Below are 17,644 nucleotides of genomic sequence, written 5' to 3'. Positions count from 1 at the left end.
AGATATGATTAACATATATCGCAAATATATGTATACAGCGTTGATTATTTGATTACAATATTAAGTCAGCAAGAACTGAAAAAACCAATGAATGATTGGTCTTGGCACATTATATGAAAACATCGGCTTCACCTTTTTTGATGAAATTTGCATATCTTTCAGTGTTTGCAGGAGTGTTCAGCCTCTCTTTTAGTGGTTGTAGTCCAACGCCTCAACCCGCAGCGGATAAGGGTGAAAGTTCAGCATCAGCTATCGCATCGGAAGTTCAAGCGAAGCAAGATCATGGAAAAAAATTAACCCAAGTGGCAGGGCAGGCGACATTGCCGAATGACGAGGACATAAAGTCAGCTCCTGTTCCTGAGCATGCCAAAATTTTTATTGGACGTTTTCATGCCAAAGTAAAATGCGATGACAGTTTTATTCCATGCCCAGAAGGCGATGCGGAGTTTATTCTTAACTTATTGCCAGATGGCACGGTACACCGCAGTATTATTCAAATTGGTAAAGTGTTTGCTGAAAAAACCAATACGCCAGGCATTAATGTGAAATACCGTAAGGATACGTGGAGTGTTAATGAAGCACATACCGAGCTGGTGGTTCATCGAAAAGAAGGCGTGAATTTTTATTATCATGTGATTAATGAAAATAAAATCACCATGGATTTAGACAAAATTCGTCAAGGTGAAGTCGACCGAAATCAGGAATTATTTTCCAAGGGTTATCCTCAGCCGCAACATGCCTATACCTTGGTGAAAGACCCAAATTAAATACTGCGAATGAAGTAAATAAAATTATAAATTGCGTTTGAGCGTTGGCGTGAAATTCGCAAATCTTGGCTAATCGAATGCAACTAGCTTATAAAAAATTGAATTATTAATACGATATAGTTAAGACAAAACAGAATTGGTGGGTTGTGTGGGGTTCGAACCCACGACCAATAGATTAAGAGTCTACTGCTCTACCAACTGAGCTAACAACCCTGGGAAAATTTTAAAAGAGCATTTTAAAATTTTAGCAAGATAAACGAAGCGCGTAGTTTTGAATACTAGGGAATATTTGTTATCTAAAATTTTTCAGGTCAAATACTTCATCTAGCAAGACAAGAATGATACTTCGCAACATCGCTATAGCAAAATTTCGAGAATGGCGAATCAAAACCAATAATGGTGATGGTTTGTCTTGGTCGGAACCTGCAGGTTTCTTTTTCTTCAACTGCCGGAAGAAAGAAGCCCTAAGAAAGAATGGTGGGTCGTCCGCGACTCGAACGCGGGACCAATAGATTAAAAGTCTACTGCTCTACCAACTGAGCTAACGACCCTTAGGGGGTATGCACAAGATTGTAATCTAAAACTGGCATTTTAGAAAGATGGTGGGTCGTCCGCGACTCGAACGCGGGACCAATAGATTAAAAGTCTACTGCTCTACCAACTGAGCTAACGACCCATCTTGTGGTATCGAAGGAAATGGTGGGTCGTCCGCGACTCGAACGCGGGACCAATAGATTAAAAGTCTACTGCTCTACCAACTGAGCTAACGACCCATTTCGCTTGATGGTGCGTATTGTAGCAAGATCTGCTTCAAGCGCAAGTAAAAATTCATAAACTTGCTTGTGTTTGATTATAAATACAACAAAGTAGCTCATTTTAGCGGATATCTGTCGCTAAAATGAGCGCTATTTGCTTAAAAACGGTATTTATATGCCTGAATATTGGCATAAATTTCAGGAGTTAAATCACAGTAAGCAGTTGCATTTGGCAGCAATACCAATAAACGTTCATCAGTTTGCTTAGGATCAAAAGCTTGTTCTTTCAGCTTGTTTTTTTGGTATTTAAATGTGCCTGTGGTTTCGACTTTTTTCTGTACACGTAAAAATACTGGCACGGCATAAGCTGGTAAGCATTTTTTAAATTGCAGAACCATTTCACTACAATCTTGTTCGTTGAGTTCGGCACCATCGGTGAGCGTGATGGCAGCCATACCTGCACGGCCATTGGTATCTGGAATTTCTACGCCATAAACCACAGCTTCAGCAATTTTATCGTACTCACTCACCATGTTTTCAACTTCAGTGGTTGAAACGTTTTCACCTTTCCAGCGGAAAGTATCACCTAGACGGTCGACAAATTGTGCATGGCGGAAGCCAATGTCACGAACCAAGTCACCAGTGTTGAAGTATGAATCACCATGCTTAAATACATCTTTCATAATAACGGATTTGTTTTTTTCCGTGTCGGTATAGCCATCAAAAGGTGAGCGACGGGTAATTTTACCGATGAGTAAGCCGACTTCACCTTTTTTGACTTTAATGCAGCGACCTTTAGCATCATGTACAGCTTCATTTTTTTCTTTATCAAACTGAATAATCGCATAAGGCGTTGGTGAAAAACCAACGGTATTGTCGAAGTTAAACACATTACTAAAGCCGACGTTGCCTTCACTTGAAGCATAAAGTTCAAGGACTTCTTCGACTCCAAAGCGTTCTTTAAACTTATCCCAAATGTTTGGTCGCATGCCGTTACCAATCATTTTTTTCACACGATGGCCTTTTTCAAGGTCTGAATGTGGAGCATCCATCAAATAACGGCAAAGCTCGCCCACATAGCCAATGGCTGATGCATCAAATTTTTGTACATCTTTCCAAAACGATGAAGTTGAAAACTTGCGACGCAGGGCAAGGGTGGCGCTACCTGCAATCACCCCACACCAACAAACTACAGTGCCTGTAGCGTGATAGAGCGGTAAAGTTACGTACATCACATCATCTTTATTCAGATTAAGGACGTGACCATATGTTCCATAAGCCAAAGTCCAACGGCTGTTGGTGAAAATCACCGCTTTAGGTAAGCCTGTTGTCCCAGAAGTGTAGATATAAAATAGGCCGTCTTTGCCTTTTACACTTGCAGTGGTGGGTGTGTTGAATTTTGGAAATTTATCAATCGCTTCTGCAAGGTTTAAGAAGCCTTTCGGTGCTTGACCGGCATCTACACGAGTGGCTTGATCTGCAAACCAATGTAAACGATCTGTAGCCACACTGAGATCATTACGAATATCTTCTACGGCTTGACGGCATTCTTCGCCCACAATTACCGCAATTGGGTTCACTAAGTTGATGCTGTGTGTCAGGACTTTGCCAACTTGTGAGGTGTTGACCAAGGCACTGGTGACGCCAATTTTGGCTAAAGCCACGATGGTTGCCACGAGTTCAGATCGGTTTTCGATCATCACCGCAATCACATCACCTTTTTTTGCACCGAGTGCAAGGTAATAGTGACCAATTTGATTGGCCCATTCATTGAGTTCGTTATAGGTATATTTTTGCTCTTCAAAATAAAGCGCATAACCCTTGGGATTACGCTTTACGGCTTTTTCAAATGCAATTCCCAAGCCTGCGGAAGTATTTGGGGTACGTAAATAGGCTTGCTTTAGACCACTCAACAGGTTGGGTACTTTGCTAATGAACGCGGGAATTTTTGCTGCAACATCAGCAATCCCAATAAGGTCGTGTTGTGTAGTTTGGCTCATGTGAATCCTATTTATTTTTCGTAATCCGATACGGTCTATTTCTTTGCAATGAAATTTGCAGCAAATTCTACAATTGTCTTTTAATCGTTTCGATCTAGTGCAATCAACCTAATTTGACAAAAGTATCAAAAAAAAACCAGTCACCGAAATGACTGGATTTTTTTATTCACCTGCAAAATAGCAAATTACTGCTCAGTTGCGGTGTTTGCTTTTTTCGGTGGACGACCGCGAGGACGACGAGGGCGTGCAGGTTTTTCACCTTCAGCGGCCGAGTTTTCGTCTACAGGAACCTCAACTTTCTTTTCCGCTTCAACGGCTTGAGCTTTTTCTTCTACTGGTTTAGTAGGAGCTTCAGACACATCTTCCGTCTTTTCAGGCTGCGCACTCACATCCAGTTCAGCTTGAACGGGTTCAGGTGCTTCAGTTTGACCTGCAACGTCGGATACATTGGCTTCAACTGTAGCAGCTTTAGCTTCTGCAACTACAGGCGCCTCAATAGCAGTGTCTGCGACAGGCGTAGCTTCCACCTCAGCATGTGCTTTTGCTTGGTCTTGTTTCGCTTGTTCAGCGGCAAGTTTAGCAAGGCGACGACGCTCACGTGGGTCATTAGCAACACGTTTATCTGACACAGGCTTTGGTGGTGTCAAATCCAACATTGGCGCTGGTTCAGCTTCAGGTGCAGCTTTTGCAACTTGAACATCACGAGTGACAGGCTTTTTCTCTACAGCTGTTTCAGCTGCAGGTGCAGTCAAAGTTGCGGCATATTCTTCCGTGAATTTTTGCAATGCACGGTTGAATGTTGGAATTAAGCCAAATTGCTCAATCAGTACTGAGCAGTCTTCACCGTATACATGCTTAATCAAGCTGCTTATAGTGTATTGACCTAGTGTCGGCACTTGAGATGGCGAAATTTTCGGAGCCTGTGCTTGTTGAGCACGAGCTTCACGCTGTTCGCGGCGGCGCTGACGAGGGTCATTGCTTGCACGAGACGGTTTTTGCTGCGCATGCTGTGGTTTATGCGCTGCTTCTTTTGTTTCAGTCGCAGGTTTTTCCACTTTTACTGCTTCAACGACAGCGGCCTTTTCGACCACTGGGGTTTCTACAGGTTTTTCAACTGCTGGAGCAGTATTTAGCGCTACGATTTCGCTTTGAGCTTGATCAACATTTACTACAAGTGCTGTTGGCATCACGTCTTGACGTGGTGCATTAACAACTTCAACTTTAGGTTGACGTTGATTGCGGTTTTCAGGTTGTTGCTCAGTTGCAACTTCCTGAGCAATCGCTTGCTCGTTCAATACGCTTTGATCGCGGTGGCGATTTGGGCGATTTGGACGTTGTTGGTTGTTGCGGTCACGACGTGGAACAGACTGCGGTTGCTCATTATTTTGAACATCTTGCTGTACTTGTTCGTTGTTGTGTTGACGGCGTGAGTTACGGCGGTTTTCACGTTGGTCTTGACGGTTGTCTTGGCGCGGTTCTTGACGTTCAGAACGTTGCTCTTGGCGTTCGTTTTGACGTGCTTCGTTATTACGCTGTTCTTGACGGTCTTGACGTGAAGGTTGTAACACTTCTTCATGAACTTGATGCGATTGAGCTTCTTGTTCACGTGGTTCTTTATGCTTAGTACGCTTTTTGTTGTGACGTTTTTCTTCACGGTCAGCTTTTTCTGAATGGCTGTCACGTTCTTGTTTGTGCACAACAGAAGAAGGCGCAAGGTAAGCATTATTGTCTACGACAACAACAGGCGCTGCCGATGCAGGGGTAATTTGACCAAACTGGCCACGGCTTGCAGCACCGCTATTTACCATTTGTTCAATTGCAGCAGCGGCATTGTTTGCAGTACGCGACTGGTCAACGGTTGCAGCTTGTTTTTGAACAAATAAGTTTTCTAACCATGCACATGGACTAGATGATGCTGCAGGAGCGGCAACTTGTGCAGGTGCTTGTTGAGCAGCAACGGGTTGTTGCTTATTCTTTTTGTGGCCTTTTTCTTGTTGTTGTACAGGTGCTTGTTGCTGAGCAGCAGCGGCCTGTTCTTCACCTAAATGCCATTCAGATGCTTCGTAACCCAATTCTTTTTCGCTAGAACGTGTCGCTTCAGTGCGTTCATAGCTTGTCGGTGCAAAACCTTCTGGGTTATACGAAATTTCGTAATGTGGTGTTTCTAGGTGAGGGTGTGGAAGTACAGTCACACGAACATTTGAAGTTTGCTCAAGATATACAAGGCTGTGACGCTTTTCATTCAATAAGAATGCAGCAATTTCAACAGGCACTTCAACTTGAACTTCACCATGACGTTCGCGTAGCGCAATTTCTTCCACTTTACGCATAATTGAAAGTGATAAAGAACGTAGGTCACGTACCATACCTGTGCCATGACAGCGTGGGCACACATAACCAGTGGCTTCTTCAAGCGATGGACGTAAGCGTTGACGGCTCATTTCCATCAAACCAAAGCGTGACAATTGACCGAATTGGATACGCGCACGGTCACTTTGTGTTGCTTCACGAAGTTTAGCTTCAACCATACGTTGGTTACGGTCTTTGGTCATGTCGATGAAGTCGATCACAACCAAACCACCGATATCACGTAAACGTAATTGGCGAGCAATTTCTTCTGCAGCTTCAAGGTTGGTATTTAGCGCCGTATCTTCTACATCGCTACCACGTGTTGATTTTGCAGAGTTAATATCAATTGAAACCAATGCTTCAGTTTGGTCAATCACAATTGAACCACCAGAAGGAAGTTTTACTTCACGTTCATAGGCAGTTTGGATTTGACTTTCGATACCAAAATGAGCAAATAACGGTTCATTTAACGTATAGGTTTTTAATTTGTCGATTTGACGTGGCATCACCGCTTTAACAAAGTTATACGCTTCGTTATACGCTTGCTCAGAGTCAATCAGAATTTCAGCAACATCATCACGTAAATAGTCACGGATCGCACGTGTAACCACACCGGCTTCTTGGTGAACCAACATTGGTGATGGACCAGAACTTGATGTGCTTTGGATTTGTGCCCAAAGGTCCAGCAAGTGTTGAAGGTCAAGTTGGAGTTCTTCTTGAGAACGACCAATACCTGCAGTACGTACAATCACGCTCATGCCACGAGGGACATTTAAAGACGCCAACATTTCTTTCAATTCTTCACGAACTGAACCTGAAATTTGACGGCTAATACCGCCACCTTTCGGGTTGTTTGGCATCAAGACCAAATAACGACCAGCAAGTGAGATAAATGTAGAAAGGGCAGCACCTTTATTACCACGTTCTTCTTTTTCCACTTGAACTAAAAGCTCAGTGCCTTCAGTGATCAATTCGCGGATGTTTGAAGTTTGGCGAGGATCTGCTTTGTAATAAGAGTTAGCAATTTCGCGCATCGACAAGAAGCCTTGACGACCTGCACCGTATTCAACAAATACAGCTTCTAAAGACGGCTCTACGCGAGTCACATGACCTTTATAGATATTCGATTTTTTTTGTTCACGGGTACGATTCTCTAAGTCAAAATCGTAAAGACGCTGACCAGTGACAAGTGCAACGCGAATTTCTTCGGCATGTGTTGCATTAATCAACATACGTTTCATGGGTGTAACACCTAATAGTGATACACAGAAGAACATCGCCTGACTCGTAGCGAGCATCAGATAGCATGGATCAAGTTGCACAGATCGAAAAACATCATCTGTGCATGTGTACCGACCTTCTTTGGGCGGGCAACGGTTTTTGATTCACGTATTGATGATGGCAATACGGCTTCAATCTTTTAAACGATTAAAGTCACCTGAACGCGTTTCACTGGCGGACAAACGGTGCATTGGATGTGAGTAACTTTCACTGTCACATTGCTCGAAGAGCATCCATTCATATCTGATAGAGCGTCTTGATACGGAATTATCATCGTACCTTTACAAACTGTGCAGATCCAATGCATCAAACGTTGTGGCCTGAACACGATTTCCAGGGAGCGACTGGTCTGATGTGTATCAGTTTACGTTTAAAAACCAACCTTGGTTGGCACATATTTTTTTGGGGCAAACTGTTTTTATGTACCTACGGCACAATTAAACGCAACAGTTTGCAGTTTTGCCGATATAATAAGCCTTCGGCGTCGGCATAATTCTTTTGGGACCTTTCCGAGCTAAATGAGTAATTGCTTGAAAGTTCAATGACAGTAAATACTGAAATGAATCAACTTTTACTCAGTTACGGTGGTTTCCGTGCGCTGACTATATCAAACCTTGCATCATCTGCCTATGGGCTAAGCTTATGTTTCTTGCGAAAAGTATAGCTTAAATGATCAATTTTTAATCAATTTTAGTATTTTTTTAGGTCACAGTAACTGTATGAATTCTACGCAAGAATGGCAAAGCGTCACCTGGTTTGAAGTGGACGAGCATCAGGCGGGTCAACGTATTGATAATTTCCTGTTTAGTCGTCTGAAAGGTGTGCCTAAAAGTCGCATTTATCGTCTGATTCGTGAAAGCCAAGTCCGCGTCAATAAAAAACGCGTCAAAGCGGAAACCAAACTCAATATTGGTGACCAAGTTCGAGTTGCTCCAATTCGTTATGAGCAAAAAGATGAGTCTGCGGTTCCTGTATCGGATAAAGTCGCGCAAAGTTTACTGAGCCGTGTGGTGTACGAAGATGAAGGCTTAATGGTGGTAAACAAACCTTCTGGTATTGCTGTTCACGGCGGTAGTGGTGTGGCGTATGGTTTGATCGAAGGCTTACGTGCCGCAACAGGGAAGAAATACCTTGAGCTGATTCACCGCATTGACCGTGATACCTCGGGCTTGGTGATGATTTCCAAGAAACGTAGTGTGCTGAAAACCTTGCAAGACATGCTGCGCGAACACAAAATCCAAAAAACTTATGCTGCTGTGGTGAAAGGCGTGGTGAGTTTAGATAAGCAGCTCATTGATCAGCCTTTGCATCGTTACGAACTGGCAAATGGCGAGCGTCGTGTTCGTGTATCACCTAAAGAAGGTAAAGAGTCGAAGACGCTGTGGAACGTGAAAGAACGTTTTATGCATGCCACATTGGTGTATGCGTCTCCACTTTCGGGCCGTACACATCAGATCCGTGTACATGGTTTAAGTATTGGTCATCCACTGGTGGGCGATGAAAAATACGGTCATGAAACTGAATACCGTGGTCCAAAGCCACGTCGTTTATGTCTGCATGCTATGCGTTTAGAAATTCCGGGTTACCAAACCATTGAAGCGCCATTGCCAGAAGATATGCAAAGCCTTGTGGCGCAGCTACGCGCGCAAAAAGCCGACAAAGTGGTGAAGTCTTCAGAAGATGACGAGTAAGTTTTAAATATTAGACTTCTCCCCCTGAGCAGGACTGCTTCGTAAGTTTTCTTTCGCCCTCTCCTTTAAGGAGAGGGTCGGGGTGAGGTAAATAAATTGATGCACTCCAGAATCTGAATTACCAAACACTGAATCAAATCTAGGAAAACGTATGAACTCAGCTGTAAAACTAGTCATTTTCGATTGGGATGGCACTTTATTTGATTCTGTGGGTCAAATTGTAGCGAGTTTAAAATTTGCAGCAGATCAATATTCACAGCCGCTGACCGATGCTGATGCGAAAAGTATTATTGGTTTAGGTCTGCCGGAAGTCGCACAGCGGTTATTTCCGACGGTTCCTGAATTGCACAGCGACATTTTGCAAAGTTATGCCGATCACTATGTGGCCCATTCCAAAGGGGATATGTGGTTTGATGGTGTCGCGGATATGTTGCAGGAATTACGCGATGTCGGTCTACAATTGGCTGTTGCAACAGGAAAAAGTCGTAAAGGTCTAGACCGTGTCTTGGCTCAAACGCAAAGTCATGAGTTGTTTCGTGCGACACGTGCAGCCAGTGAAACCAAATCTAAGCCAGATCCGTTGATGTTGGCAGAAATTTTGGCGGAAACAGGACTACGTGCCGATCAAGCCATTATGGTTGGTGATACGTCGTATGACTTGGAAATGGCACTGAATATTCAGATGCCACGTGTAGGCGTGAGCTATGGAGTGCATACTGTAGAAACACTCCAGTGTTTTCAACCCTTACATATTGCACATAGCGTAGGTGATTTGACTGAATTTCTACTAGAACACGTGAAATTACGTCTAGCTGTATAGTTTTAGATACAAACGAGTAAAAAGGGTGAAATTTGTTTTCACCTTTTTTGTTATCAAATGAATAGTAATTCAAGCTCTACTTGATGAAATGAGTAAATTCAATTATTTAAAAAAGTAATAACACTAGATTTTTCTACAATAACAAGCAGTCTTCTAGCAAATTTACCTTAAAAAGTTGAGCGCAACTATTTGGCCTTTTACCACAAGCTGGAATAGATTTTTTGTTTGAATTTTTGGTTTTATCTTATTGTTGTTTATTGATTTATTTTTAAATTTTCAATTTATTAAACTAAATCAGATGAAATTGAAAACCTATGCGTAAAAGTTGGCCTGACGCTAAAATAATCTTTTAATCTTATCTTTTAGTCGTATAAGCCAAGTTTTTTAGTAGAGATTCAGATTTAAGGGCGAAAAAAATAGTGAATTTTATTTAATTATTTTGACTTAAGTTTTTGAATATTAATAATAAATAATGATTAATTTATAGCTAATAGCTATAGTCATAAATAAAATAAGTATTGGTATTCACTTTCTAAAATCTCGATGCTAAATGCATCTAAACATAACGTGTAGTATGTCAAGTGAAATGCTTTAGGCGAATCCTGACATGACTTTCATCACTTTGATTTTGATGGTGATCGGGATGAAACACGTTGTGCATCCAATTTTTGCAGTTTAAGGAAACATTGATGTCGAATTCTGCTGTTGTTGAATCAGTTGCGCAAGCATTACGCGATGCGGAAGTAAATCAGGCTGCGATTGCACCGATCCGTCCACAACTTGGTGGTGAAAGTGCTGATGTAGATATTGCTTATGCCGTTCAAGAAGTGAATACCAAACGTGCGGTGGCAGAAGGTCGTCGCCTTGTAGGTCGTAAAATTGGCTTAACTTCAAAAGTTGTACAAGCGCAGTTAGGCGTTGATCAACCTGACTTCGGTATGTTGTTTGCTGACATGGCGTATGGCGATGGTGAAGAAATCCCTGCTGGTTTATTGATTCAGCCAAAAGTTGAAGCAGAAATTGCTTTGGTGATTAACCAAGATTTGACCAAAGAAAAACACACCTATGCAGACATTATTAGTGCAACAGAATATGCACTGCCTGCAATTGAAGTGGTCGATAGCCGTATTGAAAACTGGAAAATCTCGTTGATTGATACTGTGGCAGATAACGCATCTTCAGCAGGTTTTGTGCTGGGTTCTAAGCCTGTAAAACTTGCAGATCTTGACCTTGTAAATTGCAAAATGGTCATGACTCGTGGTGAAGAAGTGGTTTCACAAGGTGTGGGTAAAGCGTGTCTTTCTAACCCATTAAATGCAGCTGTATGGTTGGCTGACGAAATGGTTCGTCGTGGTCGTCCATTGCTTGCAGGTGACATCGTATTGACCGGTGCCTTAGGCCCAATGGTTGTGGCAAATCCTGGTGATGAATTCAAAGTTGAAATTGAAGGCTTTGGTTCTGTGACTGCAGCATTTGCAGCGAAATAAGCTTGGGTTTTACGGAATTTTTAAGAGTACACATTCATGAAAAAGATTAAATGTGCATTGATCGGTCCAGGGAACATTGGTACTGACTTGCTTTACAAACTTCAACGCAGCGAATTTTTAGAACCAGTATGGATGGTTGGTATTGACCCGACGTCTGAAGGTTTGGCTCGCGCTGCTAAAATGGGTTTAAAAACCACTGCTGAAGGCGTGGATGGTTTACTTCCACACGTAATTGAAGACGACATTAAAATCGCATTTGATGCAACTTCTGCCTATGTTCATGCTGAAAACAGCCGCAAATTAAATGAACTTGGCGTGTTAATGATTGACTTAACACCTGCTGCAATCGGTCCATTCTGCGTACCACCAGTAAACTTAGAAGCGTTATTGGACGCAGGTGAAGTTCCGAACGTCAACATGGTGACATGTGGTGGTCAGGCAACGATTCCTATGGTTGCAGCGATTTCACGAGTTCAGCCTGTTGAATACGGCGAAATCATTGCAACAGTTTCAACAAAATCTGTGGGCCCAGGTACACGTAAAAACATTGATGAATTTACTCGTACGACTGCTGGCGCTATTGAAAAAGTGGGCGGTGCGAAACAAGGTAAAGCGATCATCATCATTAACCCTGCTGAGCCACCACTGATGATGCGTGATACTGTGCACTGTCTGGTTGAAGGTGAACCAGATCAAGCAGCAATCACTGAATCTGTACATGCGATGATTCTTGAAGTTCAAAAATATGTACCAGGTTACAAACTTGTAAATGGTCCTGTATTTGACGGTAACCGTGTTTCAATCTTCTTAGAAGTTGAAGGTTTAGGTGATTATCTTCCTAAATATGCAGGTAACCTCGACATTATGACTGCGGCAGCTGCACGTACTGCAGAAATGTTTGCAGAACGCGTATTAAACACTGCTGAAGCTTAAGGAATACCAAAATGTCTAAGATTATTATTAATGATATGACTTTACGTGATGGTATGCATCCTATGCGCCATCAAACTACACCTGAACAAATGGTTGCCATTGCAACTGCTTTGGATGATGCAGGTGTACCTTTAATCGAAGTTACGCATGGTGACGGCTTAGGCGGTAACTCTGTGAACTATGGTTTTGCAGCAGCAACCGATGAAGAATACCTAAAAGCGGTGATTCCAAACCTGAAACAGGCAAAAGTATCTGCACTTTTACTTCCTGGTATTGGTACGGTTGACCATTTGAAAATGGCACATGATGTTGGTGTAGCAACCATTCGTGTTGCAACGCACTCAACTGAAGCTGACGTTTCTGAACAGCACATTACGGCTGCACGTAAACTTGGCATGGACACTGTGGGCTTCTTGATGATGGCGCACATGGCAACTCCTGAAAAACTTTTGGAAGAAGCCAGCAAAATGGTGTCATACGGTGCAAACTGTATTTATGTGACTGACTCTGCTGGTTATATGTTGCCTCAAGACGTGACTGACCGCGTGGGTATTTTACGTGCCAACCTGGCTTCAGAGATCGAAATCGGTTTCCACGGTCACCATAACTTAGGTATGGGTGTTGCGAACTCTGTTTCAGCGGTTCAAGCTGGTGCAACGCGTGTCGATTTAGCTTCTGCAGGTTTAGGTGCAGGTGCAGGTAATACTCCACTTGAATTGTTTGTTGCGGTTGCCAACCGTATGCAAATGGAGACAGGTGTGGACTTGTTTAAAGTTCAAGATGTTGCGGAAGATTTAATCATTCCAATGATGACACATCAGATCCGTGCTGACCGTGATGCAGCAACTTTAGGTTATGCCGGTGTTTACTCATCATTCTTGTTATTCGCGAAACGTGCTGAAGCGAAATATGGCGTTTCTGCGCGTGAAATTCTTCTTGAGCTTGGTCGTCGTGGTACTGTTGGTGGTCAAGAAGATATGATCGAAGATTTGGCATTGACCATGTCTAAAGCAAAAGAAGCCAATGCTTAATTTGCTTTAAATCAAAAAGCGCCCGAAATGGGCGCTTTTTTTATGTCTGAAGTGGCTGTGTTGGTTTGAGATGGGCTTGAGATTACGTTGAGATTGATTTGAGGCATGAAAAGTGGATTGAAATAAGAAATATCTTACGAACCAATGGCTGATTTCGAGCAGCCATAGTAGTAAAATTTAACTTTAAGTTGTTGATGATTATATAAATTAAATATAACGTAATAGCTAAATTTTATAAATTAAATGAGGATAAATCTCATTAGAAAACTTTGATTAAACTTAAAAGCAATTAATACAGGGGATGTAATTGCAAAAAATAAAAAACTTTAAATTTTATGTTAATAAAACATGGGGTTAATTTAATCAGCCGTTCTAAATGATAAAAAAGAGTTATTGTTTTAATCTCTAAGGAAAATAAGCAGAAATAGCTTCCAAAGTTCAAGTTGTACAAAAGCCTGATAAACCTTAATACTGTAGTCGGATTTTTTTCCAAGGTATTGTTGAGCATGATGATGTCATAGCTTAATTTGATCACTGGGAATAAGCCATGCGTCGTCAAAATTTATGGATAGCAATTCTTGCTGCGACAGCAACATTAGGAACATCTGCAACTTATGCGGATTTTGTTGACGACAGCCAAGTGCAATTGAAATTTAAAAACTTTTATTTGGATCGTCAAATTGAAGATACTCCAAATAAAAATTGGGGTTCATGGTCGCAAGGCATTACGCTGGATGCGAAGTCAGGTTATCAGGATATTGGCGCGGGCATTCAAGTCGGCGCGGACCTGCTGGTACAGCATGCCTTTAAACTCAATGGCCGTGATACCAATGCAGACTTTATTTTGCCGCACGATGGTAAAGAATCAAAAGATAACTTTGGTAAAGTGGGTGTGACCCTTAAAGCCAAAGTGTCAAAAACTGAATTGAAAGTGGGCGAGCTATTGCCGGTATCTCCAGTGCTAGTATTTGATCCATCACGTCAGTTGCTGACTACTTACAGCGGTGCATGGCTGGAGTCGAAAGACCTGAAAGATACCAAGTTGACCGTGGCTTATATTGACGGTATTAATAATCGTTATGATAACCAGTTCCGTGATTTAACTTTATTTTCACCAGGTAAAGAGCTGCCGAATGGAAAAATAGGTCATTTTGACAACGGTCCAGCATCTGACGGGATGTATATTGCGGGGATTGATCACCAATTTACGCCTGAAATTGGTGGTAGCTACTGGTATGCCGATGTACAGGATATCTACCAACAGCACTATATAGGTGCGAACTACAAAACTAAACTGGGTGAAAAAGTCAAGTTAGACAGTCATATCCGCTATTTTGATAACTCGGATTCGGGTGACAAGCTCTATGGTGAAATTGATAACCAAGCGTTGTCGGTGGGTGCGAAAGTGAATTACGGTTCGCATACCTTTGGTTTGGGTTATCAACAAATGTTTGGTGATAATGCATTCCCAACACTGGGTGGATGGGTGCCGCAGCCGTACTTAGTCAACTGGGGTATAGCAACATTTACTGCAAAAAATGAAAAATCATGGGGCTTTACTTATGGCTATGATTTCTCAGAAATGGGTGTGAAAGGCTTAAATACAACTGCTGTGTATTTCACAGGTTCAGATGCAGAAATTGCTGGTCTTAAAGATCAGAAGTCAGATGAATTGAACTTAATTGTGAACTACACCGTGCCTGAAGGTAAGTTGAAGGGCTTAGGCTTCCAGGCAATGTATATCGATGCCGATTTCGATTACAAATCTGACTTGCAAGAGTACCGTGTCGCGACAACTTATACCTATAAGTTCTAATTTCTCAGGATAAAAAAGAGGGAAGTGGATTCATTGCTTCCCTTTTTATTCGCTGGTTTATTTAAAAAAGAAATACCTCAAAGATTTTATGGATATATTTTTGAGTTATGTATTTAAAAACAATAACTTAAATTATAGTCTATTTGTTGTTTATGATCGTAAATATGTATCAGTTAGCAGTGGCTGAACAGGTAATATGAGACTGTAAAAACCACAAAATCCAAAAGAGTCCCCCTTGTGTTTAAATCCGTTATGGATTGAAACATAAGCTCTACGCAATACGAGGAGCATGTATGAGCACTGTTCAGATTCCTGACTATACAACTGATTCATTCTTTGGTTTAGAAGATAAATGGATTGAAACTGCTGAAGGCGAATTAACGCATTACCACGAAGTGGGTGAAGGCACACCAATTCTATTTTTACACGGTTCAGGTACAGGTGTATCTGCTGCTGCTAACTGGTGGTTAAACCTTCCACAAATTGGTGAACAAGCACGTTGTATCGCTATCGATACGATTGGCTATGGTCAAACTGTTGTTGCACCGAATACTGCTTATGGTATCCGTGCTTGGGTTGATCACGCTGTACGTACGTTAGATGCCCTAGGTATTGAAAAAACTTGGTTAGTGGGTAACTCACTCGGTGGCTGGTTAGCATTCCAAATGGCTTTGGACTATCCAGAACGTGTATTGGGTATCGTGTCTATGGGTACAGGCGGTGCTAAACAAACTGCAGCACTTAAAGCACATGCAAACCCTGTATTAACCGAAGAAGGCATCAAGAAAACCTTGTCTATGTTTGTTGTAAACAAAGACTTGATCACAGACGAATTGGTAAAAGTACGTTTCGCTTCTGCTGCAAATGACTATGCATCAAATCGTTTGATGGATGTTGTTGGCGCACGCGACCGTGACCGTTTCGAATTCCCACTCGACTTTGAAAAAATGAAAGACATTACTGTGCCAGTATTGTTGATTCACGGTGTACAAGACGTGGTGATTCCAGTATCTCGTACGTGGGATATTTTGAACACAGTTCCAAATGCGGATGCGCATATCTTTAGCCAATGTGGTCACTGGTCACAAGTTGAAAAAGCAGAAGAATTCAACACCGTGATTAAAGATTATTTAAAAGCGCGTGGTGTGTAATTTCTTGTCACTGACATGAAATTCAAAAAAAGGATGGTTTTGCCATCCTTTTTTTTATATAAATCTTTTGAAAGAAATACTTTAAATGAGTATTATTCTCATTAATGGGTCGACAGTGTACGGTCTAAATCAGTAAAAAGGCATAAAATAAGCTCATCTGAATGGTTGGGGAAGGGGAATTATTTATTAGACTTAAGTTGTAAATCGGCAATTTTTAGCAATTTTTATCAATGTCTAAACTAAAATTTATAAGTTATTTTCCATCAAGTCGATATGCATGATAGATAAAATGCGTCGATTAAAACATTTAAACGATTAAAAAAGCGACTTTTTAGCCATAAAAAAAGCACCATTATTTATTTCAAAAATAATGGTGCTATATCTATAAATTATGACTTGGCGAAAATTAACGCTGTTCGCGATTAATATCGAGATAAAAAACTTTGGTTAGCAGTTCAAGGAATTTATCTACAGCCACAGAACTCGCCGTTTTTCGGTAACTTACATACAAGTCTAGATACGGTAATTCGACATCTAAAGGACGAATCACCGTATTGTTCATGGTCAATGGCGCGATGTATCCCGGTAGGATCGTGCAGCCTAAGCCCATGCCGATGGAGTTAATGTTAAACAGGATATTGTCGGCTTTTTGCACGATATTAAATTGAACGCCATGGTTAGAAGCAAAGTCTAAAATGGCTTCATGCAATGTGCCTGATTGTTCGCGTGCAGGAATGATAAAATCAATACCGTTCAATGCTTTAACTGGAATACGTTCGTACTTCGCTAAAGGGTGATCTTTGGGTAAAATAAAGATCAATGGTTCACGTAATACAAACTGACTTTCAATTTCGTCGCTATGAAAGTTATTGCGAGTAAAAGTGATATCTAATTCACCTTTTTGTAGCAATTTCATCTGATCGCGATTATTTAAACTAAGTAATTCAATTTTGAGTTCTGGGTTTTGAACACGCAGATTTGGCAAGACGTATGGGAAGATTTTCATCTCTGCGACAGGCACAAAACCAATCCGTAGCATCTGTTGTTTGGCTTGTGAAACCTGACGTGCCATCGCTACGGCCTTGTCTGCTTGAGCTAGTGTCAAACGTGCTTGTTCTAGAAATACGGCACCTTCTTCTGTGAGCTCAACTTTGCGTTTAGTCCGGTGCAACAATTTTACGCCGACATCTTCTTCAAGATCTTTAATTTGTTGGCTTAAAGAAGGTTGAGCAGTATAAAGTTTTAACGCAGCTTTACTGAAATTGAGTTCTTCAGCGACAGTAATGAAGTAGCGTAAGTGTCGTAATTCCATATAATCAACCCGTGGAGTAATCCAAAAAATGTCTTACTTAGAAGTTCGTTCAGTATAATCTATAAACAACTATTGCGTGAGGATTATTTTGCCATTCACGAAATAAATGGTGTTCTCGGTAATTTAAAAAAAATACTATAAAAAAAATCTACCGTAATAATCCATAAAATCTCTTAATTAAAACAAAATAAATATTTCCCGAATATCGCTCTAAAATCCATCATCGTTGAAAAGTTGAGTCTATTACTTTG

The 17,644-nt window shown here is 41.4% G+C and carries 11 protein-coding genes and 4 tRNA genes; 8 read left to right on the top strand and 7 right to left on the bottom strand.

Annotation, left to right across the window (positions count from 1 at the left end):
- Positions 1 to 113 precede the first annotated feature (113 nt).
- A complete protein-coding gene (locus FTU80_RS08540) occupies positions 114 to 767 on the top strand; it encodes a hypothetical protein (protein WP_218949023.1) in 654 nt (217 codons plus the stop codon).
- Positions 768 to 904: 137 nt separating this feature from the next.
- On the opposite strand, the gene FTU80_RS08535 is transcribed toward FTU80_RS08540, so the two are convergent.
- The 6 genes from FTU80_RS08535 to FTU80_RS08510 form a co-directional block, all read right to left on the bottom strand.
- A tRNA-Lys gene (locus FTU80_RS08535) sits at positions 905 to 980 on the bottom strand.
- A gap of 262 nt (positions 981 to 1,242) precedes the next feature.
- Positions 1,243 to 1,318, bottom strand: a tRNA-Lys gene (locus tag FTU80_RS08530).
- 49 nt (positions 1,319 to 1,367) lie between these two features.
- Positions 1,368 to 1,443: transfer RNA gene (locus tag FTU80_RS08525), tRNA-Lys, on the bottom strand.
- A gap of 21 nt (positions 1,444 to 1,464) precedes the next feature.
- Positions 1,465 to 1,540, bottom strand: a tRNA-Lys gene (locus tag FTU80_RS08520).
- A gap of 140 nt (positions 1,541 to 1,680) precedes the next feature.
- Entirely contained in the window at positions 1,681 to 3,522 is a 1,842-nt protein-coding gene (locus FTU80_RS08515; protein WP_180084735.1) for a long-chain-acyl-CoA synthetase, read from the bottom strand.
- A 185-nt stretch (positions 3,523 to 3,707) separates the two neighbouring features.
- Entirely contained in the window at positions 3,708 to 7,112 is a 3,405-nt protein-coding gene (locus FTU80_RS08510) for an Rne/Rng family ribonuclease (RefSeq protein ID WP_180084734.1), read from the bottom strand.
- A gap of 759 nt (positions 7,113 to 7,871) precedes the next feature.
- On the opposite strand from FTU80_RS08510, the gene FTU80_RS08505 reads away from it, so the two are divergent.
- The 7 genes from FTU80_RS08505 (at position 7,872) to FTU80_RS08475 (ending at position 16,081) form a co-directional block, all read left to right on the top strand.
- Positions 7,872 to 8,843, top strand: a complete 972-nt coding sequence (locus FTU80_RS08505) for an RluA family pseudouridine synthase (RefSeq protein ID WP_111884107.1) — start codon at positions 7,872 to 7,874, stop codon at positions 8,841 to 8,843.
- Positions 8,844 to 8,994: 151 nt separating this feature from the next.
- Positions 8,995 to 9,663, top strand: coding sequence for an HAD-IA family hydrolase (locus FTU80_RS08500; RefSeq protein WP_180034976.1), 669 nt, complete (start codon positions 8,995 to 8,997; stop codon positions 9,661 to 9,663).
- A gap of 689 nt (positions 9,664 to 10,352) precedes the next feature.
- Positions 10,353 to 11,150, top strand: coding sequence for a 2-keto-4-pentenoate hydratase (gene mhpD / locus FTU80_RS08495; protein ID WP_078189749.1), 798 nt, complete (start codon positions 10,353 to 10,355; stop codon positions 11,148 to 11,150).
- 36 nt (positions 11,151 to 11,186) lie between these two features.
- On the top strand, positions 11,187 to 12,083 hold the full coding sequence (locus FTU80_RS08490; RefSeq protein ID WP_180024489.1) for an acetaldehyde dehydrogenase (acetylating): 897 nt from the start codon (positions 11,187 to 11,189) through the stop codon (positions 12,081 to 12,083).
- Positions 12,084 to 12,094: 11 nt separating this feature from the next.
- Positions 12,095 to 13,114, top strand: a complete 1,020-nt coding sequence (gene dmpG, locus FTU80_RS08485; protein ID WP_111884105.1) for a 4-hydroxy-2-oxovalerate aldolase — start codon at positions 12,095 to 12,097, stop codon at positions 13,112 to 13,114.
- 547 nt (positions 13,115 to 13,661) lie between these two features.
- Complete coding sequence (locus tag FTU80_RS08480) at positions 13,662 to 14,930, top strand: OprD family outer membrane porin (RefSeq protein ID WP_180084733.1); 1,269 nt, start codon at positions 13,662 to 13,664, stop codon at positions 14,928 to 14,930.
- 293 nt (positions 14,931 to 15,223) lie between these two features.
- On the top strand, positions 15,224 to 16,081 hold the full coding sequence (locus FTU80_RS08475) for an alpha/beta fold hydrolase (RefSeq protein ID WP_168377928.1): 858 nt from the start codon (positions 15,224 to 15,226) through the stop codon (positions 16,079 to 16,081).
- 406 nt (positions 16,082 to 16,487) lie between these two features.
- Here the strand turns inward: FTU80_RS08475 and hcaR are convergent, their stop codons facing one another.
- Positions 16,488 to 17,393: a DNA-binding transcriptional regulator HcaR gene (gene hcaR / locus FTU80_RS08470; protein WP_078192775.1), complete on the bottom strand. Its 906-nt coding sequence runs from the start codon at positions 17,391 to 17,393 to the stop codon at positions 16,488 to 16,490.
- Positions 17,394 to 17,644 lie beyond the last annotated feature (251 nt).

Source organism: Acinetobacter sp. YH12145 (assembly GCF_013418335.1).
In the GTDB taxonomy this organism is placed as follows: Bacteria; Pseudomonadota; Gammaproteobacteria; order Pseudomonadales; family Moraxellaceae; genus Acinetobacter; species Acinetobacter amyesii.
This window is presented reverse-complemented; position numbering and strand designations above follow the sequence as displayed.